The sequence below is a fragment of the Streptosporangium sp. NPDC051023 genome (genome assembly GCF_040689595.1).
Taxonomy (GTDB): Bacteria; Actinomycetota; Actinomycetes; order Streptosporangiales; family Streptosporangiaceae; genus Streptosporangium.
In genome coordinates this window covers 18391-37972 of sequence record NZ_JBFBCE010000047.1, presented here as the reverse complement: position 1 = coordinate 37972, position 19582 = coordinate 18391, and the positions used below count along the sequence as shown (strand labels likewise).

Annotated in this window: 14 protein-coding genes; 11 read left to right on the top strand and 3 right to left on the bottom strand. The window is 71.1% G+C overall.

Features of this window, described 5'->3' with window-relative positions:
* Nucleotides 1-536 precede the first annotated feature (536 nt).
* From AB0395_RS28010 to AB0395_RS27980, 7 genes are read left to right on the top strand one after another with little or no spacing between them, the layout of a single operon-like run.
* Complete coding sequence (locus AB0395_RS28010; RefSeq protein WP_366285873.1) at nt 537-1712, top strand: hypothetical protein; 1176 nt, start codon at nt 537-539, stop codon at nt 1710-1712.
* Between the two features lie 30 nt (nt 1713-1742).
* Nucleotides 1743-3521: a hypothetical protein gene (locus tag AB0395_RS28005; RefSeq protein WP_366285870.1), complete on the top strand. Its 1779-nt coding sequence runs from the start codon at nt 1743-1745 to the stop codon at nt 3519-3521.
* The gene (locus AB0395_RS28000) at nt 3518-5716 is read left to right on the top strand and encodes a hypothetical protein (RefSeq protein ID WP_366285867.1); all 2199 of its coding nucleotides are present in this window, start codon (nt 3518-3520) and stop codon (nt 5714-5716) included. Before AB0395_RS28005 ends, AB0395_RS28000 begins: the two co-directional genes overlap by 4 nt.
* Nucleotides 5717-5767: 51 nt before the next feature.
* Nucleotides 5768-6760 carry an AAA family ATPase gene (locus AB0395_RS27995; protein ID WP_366285865.1) on the top strand — a complete coding sequence of 331 codons (993 nt, stop codon included), beginning with the start codon at nt 5768-5770 and terminating at the stop codon, nt 6758-6760.
* The gene (locus AB0395_RS27990; protein WP_366285862.1) at nt 6760-7521 is read left to right on the top strand and encodes a hypothetical protein; all 762 of its coding nucleotides are present in this window, start codon (nt 6760-6762) and stop codon (nt 7519-7521) included. The genes AB0395_RS27995 and AB0395_RS27990 overlap by 1 nt, the downstream gene beginning before the upstream one ends.
* A 17-nt stretch (nt 7522-7538) precedes the next feature.
* Nucleotides 7539-9050 (top strand): hypothetical protein, encoded by a 1512-nt coding sequence (locus AB0395_RS27985; protein ID WP_366285860.1) that lies wholly within the window; start codon nt 7539-7541, stop codon nt 9048-9050.
* Nucleotides 9050-9826 carry a glycoside hydrolase family 16 protein gene (locus tag AB0395_RS27980; protein WP_366285858.1) on the top strand — a complete coding sequence of 259 codons (777 nt, stop codon included), beginning with the start codon at nt 9050-9052 and terminating at the stop codon, nt 9824-9826. Before AB0395_RS27985 ends, AB0395_RS27980 begins: the two co-directional genes overlap by 1 nt.
* A 183-nt stretch (nt 9827-10009) precedes the next feature.
* Here the strand turns inward: AB0395_RS27980 and AB0395_RS27975 are convergent, their stop codons facing one another.
* The gene (locus AB0395_RS27975; RefSeq protein ID WP_366285855.1) at nt 10010-10579 is read right to left on the bottom strand and encodes an NAD(P)H-dependent oxidoreductase; all 570 of its coding nucleotides are present in this window, start codon (nt 10577-10579) and stop codon (nt 10010-10012) included.
* A 382-nt stretch (nt 10580-10961) separates the two neighbouring features.
* Here AB0395_RS27975 and AB0395_RS27970 point away from each other — a divergent pair, with 382 nt between their 5' ends.
* From AB0395_RS27970 to AB0395_RS27960, 3 genes are all read left to right on the top strand, one after another.
* Entirely contained in the window at nt 10962-12374 is a 1413-nt protein-coding gene (locus AB0395_RS27970) for an LCP family protein (RefSeq protein WP_366285854.1), read from the top strand.
* A gap of 115 nt (nt 12375-12489) precedes the next feature.
* The gene (locus AB0395_RS27965) at nt 12490-15180 is read left to right on the top strand and encodes an AAA family ATPase (RefSeq protein WP_366285853.1); all 2691 of its coding nucleotides are present in this window, start codon (nt 12490-12492) and stop codon (nt 15178-15180) included.
* A gap of 186 nt (nt 15181-15366) precedes the next feature.
* The gene (locus AB0395_RS27960; RefSeq protein ID WP_366285850.1) at nt 15367-16674 is read left to right on the top strand and encodes an ATP-binding protein; all 1308 of its coding nucleotides are present in this window, start codon (nt 15367-15369) and stop codon (nt 16672-16674) included.
* Nucleotides 16675-16705: 31 nt separating this feature from the next.
* On the opposite strand, the gene AB0395_RS27955 is transcribed toward AB0395_RS27960, so the two are convergent.
* Nucleotides 16706-17992, bottom strand: coding sequence for a peptidoglycan-binding protein (locus AB0395_RS27955; protein ID WP_366285847.1), 1287 nt, complete (start codon nt 17990-17992; stop codon nt 16706-16708).
* A 103-nt stretch (nt 17993-18095) separates the two neighbouring features.
* Between AB0395_RS27955 and AB0395_RS27950 the strand changes: the two genes are divergently transcribed.
* A complete protein-coding gene (locus AB0395_RS27950; protein ID WP_366285844.1) occupies nt 18096-19094 on the top strand; it encodes a helix-turn-helix domain-containing protein in 999 nt (332 codons plus the stop codon).
* 103 nt (nt 19095-19197) lie between these two features.
* Here the strand turns inward: AB0395_RS27950 and AB0395_RS27945 are convergent, their stop codons facing one another.
* Nucleotides 19198-19566: a metalloregulator ArsR/SmtB family transcription factor gene (locus AB0395_RS27945; RefSeq protein ID WP_366285842.1), complete on the bottom strand. Its 369-nt coding sequence runs from the start codon at nt 19564-19566 to the stop codon at nt 19198-19200.
* Between the last annotated feature and the right edge of the window lie 16 nt (nt 19567-19582).

Below are 19582 nucleotides of genomic sequence, written 5' to 3'. Positions count from 1 at the left end.
CACGATGACCATTCGTATCGGGTCCGGTTGAGAGCCAACGGCAATCCGCGTCTGGAAACGATTTCACACTCACCGCCCGTGGCGCACACCCCCTCAGCGGAACCGGAAATACAACGCATGGAGAACGGAAACACCGCCCAAGGGAAATAACAGATCAACAGCAAACGCCACAGACCAGCACAAACCATCAGCCCGGGGGATCTCCAGAGAAGTCCTGATGGGGCCTGCGGGCACCCGCACCGCAGGTCATCGGGCAGGAGGTTTCGGACAGCACCTATTACCGATTACGTATTATCTATAACCTAATAACCATAAGTGCCGATTACGAGTCCGCTTTACCTTCCCAATGGATCACGGTCAGTCTAATATTTGGACCTATGTCATGGCGTGCATCAGATTTCCCAGATGAGGAAGCCTGGCCTCCCGGCCGTGGTAGCGCTTCCACCGGAGACGAATCTGAGCACGAGTCCGACTGGCACCCCGAGAGCCTCCCGACGTTCAACTGGCGGAGAGTCATCCTGTTCGGAGCGTTCTCCGTGGTCATCGGCGGGGCGGGAATCTGGCTGATCAGGGCGAACGCCTCGGCGCCGCAGACCCTGGTCGCCGACCCCTCCCCCCAGCTCTCCGGGACCGGCTGGGGTACGGCCCCGCCGCAGAACTCCTCCGGCGCGAACACCAGGCAGCCGATCCCCTCGGCCTCCATCTTCGAGGACCGAAGCGGCAAGAACGGCTCCGGCGGCGCCAAGGACACGAAGGCCTCCGCCGCCCCCGATCCGGCCACCACGGGCAAGACCCGTGTCGAGACCACCTCCCCGCCGGCCGTCGTCCCCTCCACCGGGACCGACGCGGCCCAGCTCACCATCCGGCAGGCGTACCGCATCCACGGTCACTACCAGAAGGGGCTGTCCGCGGCCCAGTCCAGGCTGGACGAGGTCGCGATGGGCAAGCTGGAGGCCGAGCTGGCGGTCGAGATGACACGGGCGAGCTTCAAGACGGCCAAGATGCAGGGCGAGTCGGTGGCGTCCGGCGTCTGGCCCAACCCCCAGGTGTGGGTGCCCCGGCACGTCGAGGGCACTCCCGACTGGTTCGTCGCGGTCTCCCACGAGACGGGAATCGCGAGGGTCGTCGACCTGATGAGCTCGACCCCCGCGGGCTGGCGCCTGGTCGCCTCCGGCGCCGACACGCGGGCGGTCCCCCCGCGCTTTCCCAAGATCGCGACTGACGCGGAGGGATACGCGACGAGCCTGCCGGAGGACGCGACCGGCCTGGTCGCGACCCCGCGCCAGATCGCCGGCGCCCACCTGGCGAGCCTGGAGAGTGCCAAGCCCGACCCGAGGTTCGAGGACGGGCCGTGGACCAGCGAAATCGTCCAGTTCTGGCAGCAGGAGCGTGCCCAGCTTGAGCAGGCAGGCTGGATTCTCAGCCTGTCGTACCGGCAGGACGGCCCGGTCCGGGCGATGCGAACCGGGGACGGGGGCGCCCTGGTCTGGTACGCCGCACGATCGACCGACACCCGGATGGCCGAACGCGTGGGGGCGAAGGTCACCCTGAAGGGATCGGCCGCGGTCCGCACGAAGAACAAGGCGTTCACCCATTCGGCGAGCGCGACCTACGGACGGATGTACGTCACCTATGTCCCCCCCGCCGGCTCCTCCGAGCCCGTCCGCGTGCTGGGCGAGTGGAGCGATGTCCTGGAGAGCCACGGCGACTGACATCCCACTGGAAGAAGAGGAACACCCATCATGACACCCTCACGTAAGCCCTCACGCGCGACGGTGATCACCGCGAGTATCGCGATCGGCGTGTTCGGGGCCGGCGCTGGGCTGGGAACCGTCATAGCCGCTCGTTCCGAGCCTCCCAAGAGCCAGGTCATGCGCCTGGCCGCGGGTACCTATCACCTGGACGACGCGGCGCAGCTGTGGAAGGTGGGCAACGACCCCGTCCCGCTCTCCGGCTCCGACGCGGGCAGCGCGATCAGCAACAAGGGCGCGCTCGAGAAGAGCCTGACGAACACGAAGGTCTGCCTGGCCGCGACCGCCGACGGGCACGCCGTCTCCGGCGGTGTGGGAGGCTGCCTCGGCCTTCCCGTGCTGGCGAGCGCGATCGCCCCCCTGCAGCGGCCCGGCAATCCCAAGACCGGGACGACGAAGGAGGCCGCGCCACCGAAGGCCTCCTCCGCGCCGGAGCCGAGCCGTACCGCCGAGGTCAAGCCCGTCAAGAACACCAATCCCCAGCAGGGCGGCGGAGGTGGCGGAGGCGGTGGCGGTGGCGCGAACGTGCAGAAGGCGCCCGACCCCGCGCCGGTCCAGCCTCCGAAGGCGACCACGAAACCCGCACCGGCACCGACGAAGAAGGTCAGTGGCGACATCTCGGACAGCGGCAGCCAGATCGACAAGCCCGTCGGCAACCTCGCGGAGAAGCCGAAGCTCGGCATCGGCTCCTCCACCGGTCCGAAGGCCGTCGACGACCGCGCGGAGAAGCCGCAGCCCGACTCTCCCAAGCAGGCCAAGCCGACCGGCACCCTCAAGCCCGCCCTGCCCAACAGCACCGTCAAGCCGACCGCGCCCTCCGGCCCCGTCAAGCCGGTCCCGACGCACGGCACCGGCCAGAAGGCGAAGCTCCCCAGTACGGCCAAGCAGGCGTCGCCCACCCCGACGCCCAGGCCGTCGGGCACGCTCAAGCCCGCGCTGCCCACCGCGGAGCCCGAGCCGTCCGGCGAGATCGAGCAGACGCTTCCCACGCCCGACCAGGAGCAGAACGCCGACGGAACCGTGCTGAAGCCCGCCGATCCCCCCGCACAGGAGGGCGGCACCCCCGACGGCGCCGACTCCCTGCCGGTCTTCAAGGACCCCGAGCTTCTCCGGCGGGCCCAGGAGGCCCTGGGGCTCGACAAGAACATGCGCTACACCGACGAGAACGGCGTGTGGGACCTCAACATCGCCCCGCCGGGAACTCCGCAGTGCCGTAACTACTCCGAGGAGGAGCTGCACGCGCTGGGTGCCGACCAGAAGGGCGCGGTCATCCCCCGCGACTCGTGTCTGTGGCCCGCCTTCGTCCGCTGGCTCTACGCCGAGCCCGCGCCCGGAGAGGTCAGCAACTGGACCAAGTTCACCGGGCTGCCCGAGCGGAACCTGGAGTTCGTGGTGACGAACCCGGACCCCGCACAGCCCGGCCAGAACGACCAGCAGGGCCAGACCGACCAGCAAGGCCAGCAGGGCCAGTACGACCCCGACCAGCCCGGCCAGGTCGGACCGGACCAGCAGGGTCAGTACGGCCAGCAGGGTCAGCAGGGTCAGAACGGCCAGCAGGGTCCCGCGCACCACGGTCAGTCCGGCCAGTCCGGTCCCTCCGGCGACTTCGAGTCCGCCCAGCCGCAGCCCGACCAGCAGACGAGCCGGTTCGACCGATCCGGCGAGCTTCCCCCCGACCAGTCCGGCCAGTCCGACCCGCGTGGCCGACGCCACGTCAAGCCTGGTCCCGGCCAGGTCGAGCCGTACCAGGACGGGCACACCGGCCCATGAAAGCGTCCACCGGCGCCGGGCGTGACACGCCCGGCGCCGGCCAGGGGGCTGCGTGGGTGAGCGAGCACGGCGCGCACCTGATGGACTACGCCGCCTCCCATCTCGCTCCCGGCCGGGTGGTGCCCGCGGTGGCCTCCGTGTTGGCCTCCTGCCTGGCCGTACGACCCCCTGCGGGCGTCAGTGCCCGGGGACATCTGTTCGCCGTACTCAGACGTGACTGCCTCACCGCTCCCGGTTACCGGGAGCGGTACATTCCCGACTCGGGGCCCGGCATGCCGGACGAGGAGGTGACCGCACGCGTCTGGACGCTCGTCGAGCCGCTGGGCACGGAGACGCTCAGGCTGATGTACCGTCACGAGCTCACCACAGAGGACCTCTCCCACGTCCTGGCGATGCCCGCCGAGGAGGCCGCCAGGCTCGCCACCCGCACCCAGGACACGATCGAGATCCTGGCGAGCGGGTTGGACGCGCTCGCCAACAGGCGCCGCACCTGCCCCGAACTCGGTCCCCTCGTCGAGACGCTCTTCCCCGAGGAGGAGTGGACGGAGTCCGACATCGAGGAGGGCGCGCGGGCGAACCTGCTGTCCCACATGCGCAAGTGCCCCGTGTGCGCGCGGCCGATCAACATCCGCTACACGGTCCCGCAGATGATCTCCCACCCGCGGGTCCGCTCCCTGCCCCCGGAGACCAGACGGCGGCTCGTCGACTCCCTGCCCGCCTCCTCGCCACCCTCGGCGAGCCCGCGCCCGACCGGACGTGACGCCGCCCCCACCCCGTCTCCGTCCCCGACCCCCGCCGTGTCCCCCACCGTGTCCCCCGCCGTGTCCCCCGCCGTGTCCCCCGCCGTGTCCCCCGCCGTGTCCCCCGCCGTGTCCCCCACCATGTCCCCCGCCGCTTCTCCCCTGCTCGCCGCGCCGACCGCGGCCATCGAGGCTCCCGCGGCTCCCCCCGCCCGCGGCAAGAGCGGAACCACGGCCCGCGCCGGAACCCCCGCGCCCCCCACGACCACCGGAACCACCGTCCCCGCCAGGACCGCCGGACCCCCAGAGTCCCCCGCCACCAGCGGGGCCACTGGGGACGCCGGAGGTGCTGAAGGTGCCGGAGGCACCGGTGCGCCCACCCCCGGCCCGGCCACCACTCCACCGGCCGGGAACCAGCCCGCACGGCCGTCCCGTCCCCCCAGAGCGGACCGCTCCACTCTCCCCTACCAGCCGGTCCGGGCGGAGCGCCCCGACCGCGCGGAACAGCCTGACCGCCAGGATCAGCCCGCCCCCGAGGGACGCGCCGACCGCCAGAGCCGCCAGGACCGCTCCAGAATCCCGTACGGCCCCGCCCTCCAGGACCGTCCGACGCTGCCGTCCCTGCCCGCGCTGCCCGCCCTTCCCCCGGGCCCGCCACTGGCGCCACCGGTCCCGGGGCAGGACACGCCGCTCTACAACGCGCTGTTCTCCCAGGCGTTGGCGCGTGACACCGCCTCGCGCGCCAGCGACATGTCCGCGACCATGCCGTCCATCCCGTCCGTCCCATCCGCCAAGAAACGTGCCGCGACCGGTGCCCGCGGAGCGGCGAAGAAGTCGTACGGCGAGGCCGAGCAGGATCCTCCCGGAGTCCGTTTCGCGGAGGCGCTCGCCTGGATTGGGGCATGGGTCAGGACCACCACCGTCAAAATCGTGATCATCGTGGTCGCGGGGGCTGCGGGCACCCTGACGGGGATGAACCTCCTCGCCCCCGCGATCACCCCTGAGGACGCGGCCACCTCCCTGCGGACCACCACGGCGGAGAACACCCCTGACGAGGCGATGCCCCGTGAGACGCCGCTCCCGGAGACCGCGACCCAGGGAACGGCGCCTCCCGGGACGGCCACGGAGCCGACGACCCCCGATGCCTCTCCCGGCGACCGGAACGGATTCGCCGACCGGGTGCGCATCCCGCCGCTGGTGACGCTCGACGAGTTCGGTCAGGGAAACATGATCCTCACCGTGACGGGACCCGCGCTGCGGTGGCGGATAACAGCTCCCGGGCTGACGGTGAAGCCCTCAAGCGGCACGTCGAGACCGGGACACCCGGACGTGATCACCCTGCGCGCCCACCGAATCCGCCACTGGTGCGGAACCCCCTTCTCGGCCACCACCTCGCTCACCGTCTACGGACCCGACGACTCGATCGCCACGACGGTGCGATGGCAGACCTGCTGACCGCCCGCCCTCACGACTCTTCACGCAGCTCTCTGTGAAAGGACCCCGGCCATGACGGAAACGTCCCCCCAGATTCAGGCTTCGCCGCCCCCACAGGGCGAACCGTTCCAGGAGACGGTTCCGCTCACCGCCGAACACCTGCTCACCAACCGGCGGCCCGAGCCGGCCGGCGGATGGCGCCGACTCGTGTGGCAGCTCTCCGGCGGGAGGATCACCCCCGCGGAGTCGACCGCTGAGGTGGAACGCCGCACGCTGATAGCCCAGGCCCAGACTCCCGTGGCGAGCGGCCATCACCGGATCGCGGTGATGAGCCTCAAGGGCGGGGTCGGCAAGACCACGACGACCGTCGCCCTGGGCAACACCCTGGCTTCCCTGCGGGGGGACCGGGTGATCGCGATCGACGCCAACCCCGACCGGGGCACACTCGGCATCAAGGTCAAGTCGGAGACCGCCGCGACCATCCGCACCATGCTCGCCGAAGCCCCCCACATCCTCCGCTACGCCGACGCGCGCGCCTTCACCTCCCAGTCCCCCGCCCGGCTTGAGGTCCTCGCCTCGGACACCGACCCCGCGGTGAGCGAGGCGTTCAACGCCGAGGACTACCGCACGGTCGCCGGACTCATCGAGCGTTACTACTCGATCTGCATCACCGACTGCGGGACCGGGCTCCTGCACGGCGCCATGGGGGCGACGCTGGAGCTGGCCGACCAGATCGTGCTGGTCAGCCTGGTCGCGGTCGACGGGGCCAGCTCGGCGGCGGCCACGCTGGACTGGCTGACCGCCCACGGGCACGCGGACCTGGTCAGGAACGCCATCGTCGTGCTGAACGCCGTCGAGCCCAAGTCCGACGTGGACGTGGAACTGCTGGAACGCCACTTCAACTCCCGCTGCCGCGCCGTGATCCGCGTGCCGTATGACCCGCATCTCAAGGAGGGCGCCGAGGTCGACCTGGTCCGTCTGCGGCCGACCACCCGGGGCGCCTACCTGCGCCTGGCCGCCGCGGCGGGCCAGGCGTTCGGCCAGCGCCAGGATCGGAGCCGTTAGTGCGGCCACCGATCGGGGAGAACCGGGATCTCGACTGGGATCTCGGTCCTCCGCCGCGCAACAACCGCCGGATGGTCATCGTTGTCGTCTCGATCGTGGGAGCGATCCTGCTCGCGATAGGGGTGTGGCACCTCGTGGGGGGCGGGCCGGAGAACCCGTCGGTCTCCAGCGCCGAAGTCGCCGACGGAAGTGTCACACTCGCACCGCCCGCGGGCTACGAGAGCGAGGCGGGCTACCCCATCGGGTTCCCCCACACGGAGCTTGGGGCGGCCTCGGCCGCCGCGGCGGCCCTGGAGGGGGCCTGGACGCTGGACCTCGCCCAGGCCGAGCACGCCGCCGTCCTCTACGCCCCGCCCGCGCAGCAGGAGGCGGCCCGCGCGGGCGCGCGGGCCGCGGTCGCCGGATGGCGGGAGACCCTCGGCCTCCCCAAGACGGGGCCGCTCCCGGAAGAGGCCGCCATGCGGACGAAGACGATCGGGATCCAGTGGCGGCCCAGGTCCAAGGACCTCGTCCAGGTCTCCGTACTGGTCCAGGTGACCGCGACCAAGGGCGTCCAGGACACCGACCCCACCTACTCGAGCCCGTACGCCATGAACCTGCTCATGACCTGGAACCCCACCATGCGTGGCCCGAACAGCGGAGACTGGGTCAACATCCCCGATCCCGTCTCCACCGCCGTGCCCCAGGTCGCCCTGCCCGGTACCCCCGAGTTCACCGCCGCGGGATGGAAGCCCCTCGCCGGTCCCGATCCCACCCCCTAGATCGAGGAAGACGATCCATGCCCCAACGCAGCCCGTCCCGGCGCGTCACCCTGGTGTCAGGCCTTCTGCTCGCCGGGGTTTCCGCCACCACCAGCGCGATCATCGCCCAGCCCTGGGGCGCCCTGGCACAGCCCGCGGGCGAGACCTCGGCCTCCTCACCCATGCTCGCCCCCCAGACCGCGTCCGACGACTCTCCGTCGGCGAAGTCCGAGGGGGCTCCGCTCTCCGAGTCGGAGGGCTCCTCGGTGTCCGCTCAGTCCCCGTCGGACACCGAGGCCTCGACCTCGGACAAGAAGTCGTCCTCCGACGAGCCCTCCTCCGTCGAGCCCTCGGGCGAGGTCGCGCCCGCCAAGGATCCCGAGCTCGCCGATAACCCCGAGCCCGCCGAGACCAAGGCCCCGGCCGACGACCAGCCCGCCGACCCACCCGCCGATCAACCCGCCAAGAAGAAGGTCTCCTCGGAGAAGTCCGCGCCGAAGCACCCGCCGGTCTCGGACTCGAAGCATCACCCGGATCAGGCTCCCGCACCGCATCTGAAGAGCAAGTCCGCCATGGCGCCGCCGACGGTCAAGGCCTCGAAGGCGCCCACGGAGAAGTCCGTCGAGGAGCAGTCCCTCGCGGCGCCCCCCACCACCGAGGAGACGGCGGCCCCCACCGAGAGCCAGACTCCCGCACCGGCCCCGACGCCCGCCAAGAGCGACACCCAGGAAACGCCTCCGGTCGTGCCTCCCACGTCCACGGAAACGCAGAGTTCGACCGGCAGCACGGTCCCGGCCCCGGTCGAGAAGCCGGACAAGCCCGCGTCTCCGCAGCCAAAACCGCCGAAGAAGCCGGACGACAAAAAGGCGGACGACAAAAAGGCGGATGACAAGAAGCCAGACGACAAGAAGCCTGAGGGGGAGAAGACGCAGAAGCCGAAACCCCCGGCGAGTCCGAGCCCGAAACCCACGACCTCGCGCCCGACGCCCCCCAAGCCGACCTCGCAGAAGGGGGCGCCGAAGGCCACGCAGAGCCCGGTGGCTCCCGCCCCGACGGCTACTCCCACCTCCGAGCCGACCTCGCCGCCACAGGCACAGGAGCCAACGCCGAGCCAGAGCGCGACCGCCGTGCCCACCGCGACCGCCGCCCCGACCGACGTTTCTACCGCGCCGACCGGACCGGCCGGGGAGCCGTCAGGAGGGCCGGGAAGTCACCCGACCGCCGTGCCCTTCCCGCCGTCCCCGCGGCCGCTGGCCGTCGTCCCGCTGCCGCCGCTGCGGCAGTCCGTCGCCTCAAACGTCTGCGGGGCAGAGCAGATCGCGGCGTGCTGGAGCCTCGCGCCGTGGCGGAGCCGTACCGTCGAGTTCCCCGCCGCGTCGCTGAACACGCCGCGCTCAGCGAGCGTCACGCCCAGGTGGGCCTTCGGGCCGCCGACGGGCCGTGACGCCCAAACACCTGACAGGTCCGCGGCCTGGTCGCCGAAGGTGACCGGCTGCTGGAGTTTCAGTCCGTCCGCGCTCTGCGCCAGACCCGGGGAGCAACGATCGTGATGTCCAGATCCAACGTGCGATTAGCCGTACTCAGCCTGGTGGCCGCGCTCGCGGTGAGCACCCTCACCGCGGCCCAGGGCCAGGTCGCGCCCGGCACGGCCTGCTCTCCCCCGGACGGCGAGCCGAGCGCGGCCGGAGCCCTCGGCTGGGGCACGCCCGACTGGTGCGCGGAGTTCGACGACTACCTCGACCCGGCCGACTGGGTGGTCTACGACTCGCCGGGGCACGCGGGCAACGGCCGCCGCTCCTCCGAGCAGCTCTTCCTCGGCAACGGCGCGCTCTACCTGTACGGCCGCGCCGACGGCACGACCGCCGGGCTGGCCAGCCGCCACGGCCAAACCTACGGCCGCTGGGAAACTCGCATCCGGCTGTATCCGGGAGCCGGGTCCTACCACCCCGTCGCCCTGCTGTGGCCGCAGGAGGGCGGCGGGAACGTGCGTAGCTCAACCGGGGAGGAGGTCGACTTCCTCGAGGTCATCGACGATCCGGCCAGGCAGCGACCTAACTTCTTCCTGCACACTCCGCAGGGCCAGGAGCAGGCGCACGCGAGCGTGGACATGACCGCCTGGCACACCTACGCCGTGGAGAACACCTCCGAGGGGGTCGTCGGCTACATCGACGGGCGGGAGTGGTTCCGCTCGCCGAACGCCACCCACAGCCCGATGTCAGCCTGTCTGCAGCTGGACTGGTTCCCCGGGCAGGGCGAGTCGGGAGAGGCGTGGATGGAAGTCGACTGGCTGCGCATCTACTCCCTGGACTCCAATGGCGGAGGCTGAGCGCGTGCCGTCACGGTGAGGAGGGCGTGGGACACCGATCCCGCGCCCTCCTCACCGTTTTCCGCGCCCTCGGTTCCGCCCCACCGGCCGTGCGGGACGGCGGAGTACGGCCCGGCCCCCTCCTCAAGCGGCCGGGTACGGCCCGGCGCTCTCCTCAAGCGCCTGGGTACGGCCCGGCCCCGCTCAGAGCGTGTACGGCCTGGCCTGACGGCCCTCCCTCAGGGTGGTCGCCCACCAGATGAGCTGGTCGAGCATGACCTTGGCCGCGCCGTCCGCGCCGTCGGACTCGACCGGCTTTCCCTCCTCGTCGAACAGCACCGGGGTCTGGTGGAAGCTCACGGTGTCGCGCAGGGACACCACGTGCAGCTCGGCGAAGACGAGACGGAGCTGTTCCACGGCGCGCAGGCCTCCCGAGCGGCCACCGTAGGAGATGAAACCCACCGGTTTCGCCGCCCACTCGTGGCGGACCGCGTCGATGGCCAGCTTCAGGCAGGCGGGATAGGCGTGGTTGTACTCCGGGGTGATCACCACGAAGCCGTCGGCGGCGCCGATCCTGGCGGCGAGCGCGCGGGCCTCCTCGCCGGTGTCGCCCGAGCGCGTCGACTGGACCGGGGGAAGCGGGGTCCTGCTCAGATCCATCACGTCCAGGCGCAGATCGGTCCGCCGCCCGGCCTGGTCAAGGAACCACCGGCCGATCGTCGTGCCTGCGCCACCCTCGCGGGGGCTTGCGATGATCACTGCGATGTCCAGCACGGTGGCCTCCGCTGGTCGACGGGCTCCTACGACCACCGTGCAACGTCAAGTGCGCTTGAGGTCAACCGGCCCCCATGTCAGTCGTGCCTTCTCCCCGCGGGCCGACCTCGCCCTCCCCGCAGACCCTCCCCGCAGACCCTCCCCGCAGGCCATCCCCGCCGAGCCGTCCTCGCCGAGCCGCACAAGGACGGCCACACCGGTCCGGCGGGCCGTCGCGGGAGCCGGCCGTTGTGGATGCGCTGATTCGCTGTGGTTGCGTGGGCAGATGGGCTGATTCTCGGTTCTTATCCCACCCTTATGGAGGATTAGTACACTCAGCGACGGCCGGAAACCGGCTCAACGGTCATGGGCGCACACCCTGACCCATCCTCCCAGGAGACACGTGAGTAGCGGGTTGACCGACGCGCCCACGAAGCCGGCGGGCCAGACCCCGCACAGGCGGCGCGGCAGATGGCTGTGGTGGCTCGTGGCCGCCGTCACCACCGTCGTCCTCCTGGTGGCGGCGACGGTGACAGGCGCGATTTTCAGGCTGAGCGGGAACGTCAAGAACATCGAGGTCCCCGAAGAGGACCTGGGCACCCGTCCCGTCAAGGTCGCGCCCAAGGCGCTGAACGTCCTGATCGTCGGATCCGACCAGCGCAGCGGCAAGAACGCCAAGTACGGGAAGTTCCCCGGCGAGCGGACCGACACGATCATGCTCGCGCACATCTCGCCGAAGCGGGACAACGCGATGGTCGTCAGCTTCCCCAGGGACTCGATGGTCCAGCTTCCCGAATGCCGGGCCAAGCAGGGACTGGCGGGCCAGCGAGCGCACCTGGGCATGATCAACGAGTCGTTCAACTCGGGCGGGATCACCTGCACCTGGAAGACTGTCGAGTCGCTCACCGGCATCCACATCGACCACTTCGTGAAGGTCGACTTCACCGGCTTCAAGGGCATGGTCGACGCGGTCGGCGGGGTCGAGGTCTGTATCCCCGAGCCGATCCACGACAAGAAGGCCCTGCTCACCCTCCCCGCCGGCAGGCAGACGCTCAAGGGCGAACAGGCCCTCGGCTATGTCAGGGCCCGCTACAGCCTGGGCGACGGCTCCGACATCGGGCGCATCCAGCGGCAGCAGATGTTCATCGCCTCCATGGTCAAGAAGGTGATGAGCGGCGAGACGCTCACCGACCCGATCAGGCTCTTCGGCTTCCTCGACGCGGCGACCAAGTCGGTCACCACCGACCCCGCACTCACGCCCGGAGTGATGAAGGACCTGGCCACCAGCGCCCAGGGCCTGGCCGCCGGGCAGATCCACTTCATCACCACCCCGTGGCGCTACTCCGTCACCTACCCCGGCCGGGTCGAGTGGGTCGAGCCGCAGAGCAGGAAGCTCTTCCAGATCGTCGCCAAGGACACGACGGTCAAGGGTTCGGGGGTCAAGGGCGGCCAGGCCAAGGTGCCCAGGTCGAAGATCCAGGTCGAGGTGCGCAACGGGACCGGCCGCCGTGGCCTCGGCTCGCAGGTGGCCGTACAGCTTGAGGAGCTCGGCTACCACATCGCCAAGATCGGCGACGCGCCGCACAAGCCGTACCCGAAGACCACGATCGCGTACTCGCCGAAGGGAGCGCCGGGAGCGCCAACCCTCACCCGTGACCTGCTCACCTCCTCCGGCAGGCTCGTCCAGCAGGCGACCACGCCCAGGCTCATCCTGACCATCGGCGACGACTGGAAGGGCCTCAAGCCGCCCAAGCAGGACGACGTCGACAGCCTGAAGGGATTCGACGCCACCCACGACTCCTGCGCGGGCACGTGACCGCTCCGGCGAGCCGGGCGCCTGGCCATCCCCACCATGCAGGCGTCCGGTCTTCTCGGCCCGAGCGGTACGTGGGCGAGATGGCTGATCGCCCCTTTTGAGTAAGGTTCGAGGCATGTTGTACGGGCGGGCCGCCGAGCAGGCCGTGATCGATCGGCTGCTGTCGGATGCCCGCGCGGGCCGCAGTGGCGCCCTGCTCATGCGGGGCGAGCCCGGGATCGGCAAGACCGCGCTGCTGGACTACGCGGCAACCGCGGACATGCGGGTGATCCGGGGCACCGGCGTCGAGTCTGAGGCCGAGCTGCCGTTCGCCGGGCTCCACCTGCTGCTGCGCCCCGTGCTCGACCGGCTGGGCGCCCTGCCTGAGCAGCAGGAGCGGGCCCTCCGGGCCGCGTTCGGGCTGGCCTCCGTACAGGCGGGGGACCAGTTGCTTGTCGGCCTCGCGGTGCTGTCCCTGCTGTCGGAGCTGGCCGAGGACGGCCCGCTGCTGGTGCTGGTCGACGACGCCCACTGGCTGGATCGGGCCTCGACGGACGCGTTGCTGCTCGCGGCGCGGCGACTGGACGCCGAGGGGGTCGCGCTGATCCTCGCCGCGCGCGAGCCGTTCACCGCACAGGGGATCGCCGAGCTTCCGGTCGGGGGGCTCGACCAGGCGGCAGCCGCGGCGCTGCTGGGAACCGGAGTCAGCCCCGTCGTCCGCTACCGTGTGCTGGCCGAGGCGCGGGGCAACCCGCTCGCGCTGATCGAGCTGCCGAAGGCCGCCCCCGGCGACGGTACGGCGCTGCCGCTCACCGGCCGGGTCCAGGAGGCCTTCCTCGGTCAGGTCAGGCGGCTCCCCGAGGCGACCCAGGGACTGCTGGCGGTCGCCTCCGCTGAGGACACCGGTGACCTGGGCGTCGTGCTGCGGGCCGCGGCGGGGTTCGGAGACTTCCTTGAGGATCTCCACCCGGCGGAGAGCGCGGACCTGGTCAGGGTCGACGCGGGAACCATGACCTTCCGGCACCCCCTGGTCAGGGCCGCCGTCTACCAGGGGATTCCGCCCAGCCTCCGCCTGGCCGTACACCGGGCGCTCGCCGAGGCGCTCGACGGCCCCGACGACGCCGACCGGCGTGCCTGGCACCTGGCCATGGCCGCGACCGGCCCCGACGAGGGGGTCGCCGCGGAACTGGAGCACACCGCCGCGCGGGCGAGCGACCGCAGCGGGTACGCCGTCGCGACCGCCGCCTACGAGCGGGCGGCCCGGCTCAGCGTTCTGCCGGACGCCCAGGCGCGACGGCTCACGCTGGCTGCGGAGACCGCGGCGTGCGCGGGCGAGCTGGACCGGGCGGGGTCGCTCGCGGAACGGGGCACCCGGCAGCTCGCCATGCTCCCCGGAGACGGGACGGAACAGGCCGGGGACGAGACAGGGCACTCCGGACGTCCCGGGGACGACGGGGATCGGGCGGCGCTCAGGGCGCGGTTGACACATGTCCGCGCGACCGCCGACTTCCTGCGCGGCAGGCCGCGCACCGCGTACGAGGCGCTGCTCGAGAACGCCGCGGCGGCGGGCGGCACCCGGGCGGCGCGCATGCTGTTCCAGGCGCTGCACACCGCCTGGTACCTGGGGGCGCCGGAGGTCGGCCGTGCCACGGCCAGGCTCGGCGCGCTGTCCCTGCCGGAAGGCGATCCGCTGGCACCGGTCGTCGTGTTCATCACATCGGCGCTGTCCAGGGGCGAGACGCCGCCCTCGCTCACCGATGTGGTCGCCGAGGCCCGCGCGGCGGGTGCGGAAAGCCCGCGTGACCTGGTCCAGGCCTGCGGGATCGGGCTGGCCGTCGGGCAGGACGAGGAGGTCCACGAGACGGCCAGGACGCTGGTGGCCGAGGCCAGGGCGCTGGGCAACATCGGGGTGCTGCCGACACTGCTGTTCTTCCTCGCCGAGACCGAGCTGTTCCACGGGCGGCACCGCGACGCGCTGACCACCGCGACGGAGAGCCTGCGCATCGCGCGGGACGCCGGGCAGGTGCAGTGGGCAACGCAGATGAACGCCTTCCTGGCCTACCTCGCCGCGCTGGAGGGCGAGGAGGAGCGCTGCCGTGGGCTCGTGGACGAGGCGCTCGTCGGCGGTTCAGCGGGCAGCGGGTGGACGGCGTGGGCGCTGGGCACCCTCGACCTCGGGCACGGGCGGGTCGAGGCCGCGCTGTCCCGCCTCGAACCGATGTCGGACGGGTACCAGGTGTCCGAGACGCGATGCGTGCCCGACCTGGTCGAGGCGGCGGTGCGGCTCGGCGCCCCCGAGCGTGCCGCCGTCGCCTTCGCCCGCTACCGGGAGTGGGCCCGCGCCACGCGACGCCCCTGGGCCGAGGCCCTGGTGCTGCGCTGCCGAGCCCTGCTCGAGGACTCGGAGGAGCACTTCACCGCGGCGCTGCGGCTCGGCGGGCGGCCCTTCGAGCGGGCCAGGACCGAGCTGCTCTACGGGGAGTGGCTGCGCCGTACCCGCAGGAAGGCCGACGCACGCACCCACCTGCGCACCGCGCTGGAGACCTTCGAACGGCTCGGAACGACGCCCTGGGCAGGGCGGGCGCGCGCGGAGCTGAACGCGACCGGTTCCACGGCGCCCGCGACGCCGGCGCCCGGCGTGCTGGCCCGGCTCACCCCGCAGGAGCTGCAGATCGTACGGCTGGCCGCGCAGGGGATGTCGAACCGGGACATCGCCGCCCAGCTCTTCCTCAGCCCGCGCACGGTCGGTTACCACCTCTACAAGGCGTATCCCAAGCTCGGGGTCGCCTCCCGCGGCGAGCTGGGGACGATCGCCCTGTCTGACTGAGACAATCCTCTCCGATTAACCTGCCCGACTAAAAGGACGTAAGAGCTATTCCGCCCTTGCTTCCCGCTTTGCTTCCCGATGAAGCCCCGAAGCTTATAAATGTGGGAAAAGGCTCTCTCGGGGGGAAGCGTGGCTTCATGGCGAGGGCCTCGCTCGATCCGGGCCCGGGCGACGCTCACCACAATCATGATCTTCGCGGTGGTGCTGGGGATCGGCTCGATCGGGACGGCACTGGGCGTGCGCGCCGTGCTGCAGCAGCAGACCATGCGCATGGTTTCGCAGGCCGTCCGGCAGGCCTACGAGCTCAACCGCAGAGTGCACAGCGACGTCCTGCCGACTCAGCAGGTCAGCCGTCTTCAGATCGTCACCCGCGACGGGCGGGTCGTCGCGGCCAGCCCGATGATGAAGGGACGCCCCCCGATCAGCAACGTGTGGCCCGCGGAGGGCGACAACCGGGTGGAGACGAGATCCTGCACGGTCACGCCGCAGGGCGAACGGTCGTGCTTCGTGGTCGTCGGCCTCCAGGACAGCGCGTCCTCGTTCGGCGACGTCATGGCGTACGCGGCGGAGCCCGAGCCCCCGCTGCTCGCCGGCCGTTCCCTGGAGGCCGGGCTGACCGGTTTCTCCCTGGCGCTCCTCGCGCTGCTCGGCTGGGGCACCTGGCGGGTCGTCGGACGGACCCTGGAACCGGTCGAACGGATCCGCAGGGAGATGTCAGAGATCACCGCCTCGGACCTCAGCCGCCGGATGCCCGTCTGCGACGACGAGACCGAGGTCGCGGATCTCACCCAGACCATCAACGCGACCCTCGAACGGCTGGAACGGGCCGTTGAGCACCAGCGCCGCTTCGCCGCGGACGCCTCACACGAACTGCGCACCCCGCTGACCGGGCTGCGCACCAAGCTCGAACTGGCGCTCGCCGCGCCGGACGCTGAAGATCCCGCCAAGACGATACGGTCGGCGCTTGACGACACGGAGCGCCTCCAGGTCATCGTGAACGACCTGCTCCTGCTCGCCCGCCTCGACTCCGGCGTGAGCGCGGACTCCGAGCCGATCGACCTCGCCGAGTTGGTCGCCGGTGAGGTACGGCGACGCCCCTCACGGCACGAGGTGCTCACCCATCTCACCCCCGACGTGGTCGTCAGGGGCGACCGGTTCCAGCTCTCCCGGCTGCTGACCAACCTCCTCGCGAACGCCGACCGTCACGCGGCGAAGGAGGTGGCGGTCCGCGTCGGCAGGGAGGGCAACGACGCCGTCGTCGAGATCGCCGACGACGGCCACGGCATCCCCCCTGAGGAACGCGAGCGCATCTTCCAGCGCTTCACCCGCCTGGACACCGCGCGCAGCCGTGACGCCGGGGGAGCCGGGCTCGGCCTGCCCATCGCCAGGGACATCGCCTCGGCGCACCGGGGCATCCTGTACGCCACCGACAGCGCGAACGGCAACGGCGCCAAACTGGTCCTCAGGCTGCCGCTGGCCGGTCTGTCCGTGTAGAGCGGCCTGCGCGGGTCGTGAGCGGGGGCGCTCAATCACGCCGGATGTGGACCGGATCACCCACTCTGACCAGGTCGAAGAGCCGCTCGGCGACATGCGAGGGGACCCGGACGCATCCGGAGGCGGGACCGGTCGCCGGGACCGGGGCCGCGAAGGAGACAGGACTCGCCAAGGGGAACACGGCCGGGGGGAAGGAGGGACGGACGGCGGGCGGCACGGGAGACGCCATGAGAGCGGGACCGAACGCGGAGATCGAACGGACCGGCTTGACGGCGGGAACCGGACGGGCGGGCCTGCCGATGGGAATGGGGCGGGCAGGCCTGGCCGTAGGGGCCGGGTGTACCGACCTGACCGTGGGAATCGGGTGGACCGGCCGGGCCGTGAGGATCGGGTAGACCGGTTTGACCGTGGGGATCGGTTGGACGGGCCCGGTCGTGAGAATCGGGTGGGTCGGTCTGGTCGTGGAGCTCGGGCCCGGGGACCAGGGGCGGCCGGTCGGCCTGTTCACGGAGCCCGGCCCCGAGGATCGGAAGCGGTCGGTCGGTTTGTTCACGGAGCCCGGCCCGGAGGATCCGGTCGGCCTGTCCACGGAGCCCGGCCCGGAGGATCCGGTCGGCCTGTTCACGGAGCCCGGCCCCGGAGACCAGGGCCGGTCGGTCGACTGGGCGGGAGAAAGCGTTTCCACCGGCTCCTTCACCCAGCGCACGGGCTTCACCGGAAGGTTGACCCCGAAAACGCGTTGGGGGCCGCCCCTGGTGCCGCTGTCGAGGTCGCTCCAGGGGGTGCGGTCGAAGGAAAACGTCTCATACATCGACACCAGCGGGTCCGCCCCGGGACGCGGAGCGCGACTGACGGCGTGGAAGTCACCCGTGGGAGTGGTCTCCGTCGAGCTGTGGCCGTACTGGCAGAAGTACGGCCCCGCACCGACGGAGACGTGGGAGACCAGCATCGGGCGGTCCCCCCGGTAGACGGTGAGAAGCTGGCGGTCGAGGTCGATCTCCACCCGCCGGGGCTCTCCCTCGGGAACGAGCGGCGACAGGGCCCGCGGGTGGGCGAGGGCCTTCCAGGTCCTCCTGCCGACCGCGTCCTCCGGTGTGAGCCCCTGGGACTTCTGAAAGGCCCAGACGGCGGCTTGGGTCTCTGACCCGTAGTAGCCGTTCACCAGCCCCGGCGAGAACCCCAGCTTCTGCAGCCTGTGCTGCAGCCGCTCCACAGGCTTGGCGTAGTCGCCGGGACGCAACGGTCCGTCCGGCGGCGGAGCCGCGAATCCCAGCACGCCGAAGGACAGAACCACTGTTCCCGCCAGATACTTGATCACATCGCGATAAGTACCCTCGCCCCACGGGGCGGCCATGACCTGGAACGCAAAGAATCATCCAGCCCATAACTGGCTCGAACCATTCATATGTAAGGATCGGGTCATGCACAGAGTTGTCGTGCTCGCCCTGAACGGCGTCATCCCCTTCGAACTCGGCATCCCGGCACGGATCTTCGGCCTGGCCAGGGGACCGGCGGGGGAACAGCTCTACGAGGTCGTCACCTGCACCGTGGACGGCGGTCCCGTCCAGACGGACGCCGACTTCTCGATCTCGGTCGACCACGGAGCCGAGGCGCTGGCCACCGCGGACACCGTGGTGATCCCGGCCACCCACAGACTTGGCTCGATCTCCCTGGAGGGGGTGCTCCCGCGACCGCTGGCCGAGGCGCTCACCCGCGTCAGGCCGGGCACCCGGCTGGTCTCGATCTGCACCGCCGCCTACGTGCTCGCGGCGGCCGGGTTGCTCGACGGCCGCCCCGCGACAACGCACTGGAGCAGCACCGATCGATTCCAGAAGCTGTTTCCACAGGTCAAGCTGAATCCGGACGTGTTGTTCGTCGATGACGGGGACGTGCTGACCTCGGCGGGCGTCGCCGCCGGGATCGATCTCTGCCTGCACATCGTCCGCCGCGATCACGGCAGCGAGGTGGCCAACCGGGTGGCCAGGCGCTGCGTCGTCCCGCCGTGGCGCGACGGCGGTCAGGCCCAGTTCATCGAGCGCCCGATCCCCGAGCAGCCGACGGCGGCAACCGCCGCGACCAGGAACTGGGCGCTCGGGCGCCTGCACCTGCCGCTTCCCCTCAGCGAGCTGGCCGCCCACGCCCGGATGAGCCGCCGCACCTTCACCCGCCGCTTCCGTGACGAGGTGGGCGTCAGTCCCGGCCAGTGGCTCATCCTGCAACGGCTCGAGCTGGCCCGCCGCCTGCTGGAGACCAGCGACCTGCCCGTTGACGGCGTCGCCGAGCAGGCAGGATTCGGCACCGCCGCCTCGCTGCGGCAGCACCTGCAGGCGGCCATCGGTGTCTCGCCGATGACCTACCGCCGTACGTTCAGGCCGTCGGCGGACCAGCCGCTCAGCCCTGACGCGGACATCCGAAGCTGAGACGACCGGCCAACCGCTCAGCCCTGACACAAACGCTCGAAGCTGAGAGCGGCCAGTCACTCAGCCCTGATGCGGATGCCCCGAGCTGAGACCGGCCGGCCGGTCAACCATGGCGCAGGTGCTCGCGGCTGAGATCGAGCAGCATCCGGACGTGGACGTCGGCGAGACGGTAATAGATCATCCGGCCCGCTCTGCGGCTGGCCACGATGCCCGCGGTCCGCAGCAGCCTGAGCGCGTGCGACACCGCGGTGTCGCTGACCTCGACCGTCTCCGTGAGGTCGTAGACGCACAGCTCACCGGCTTCGAGCAGGGCGTAGAGAAGCTGGGCCCGGGTCGGGTCCCCCAGCAGCCGGAACAGCTCGGCGAGCTGGGTGGCCTCTTCGGCGGTGACGAGCCGATCCCGCGTCACCTCCGCCCCGGCCTCGTCAGGCTCCATGGAGGCGCGTATGTCGAGAGCGGTGGCGACATCCATGGGCCCACTCCTGAAC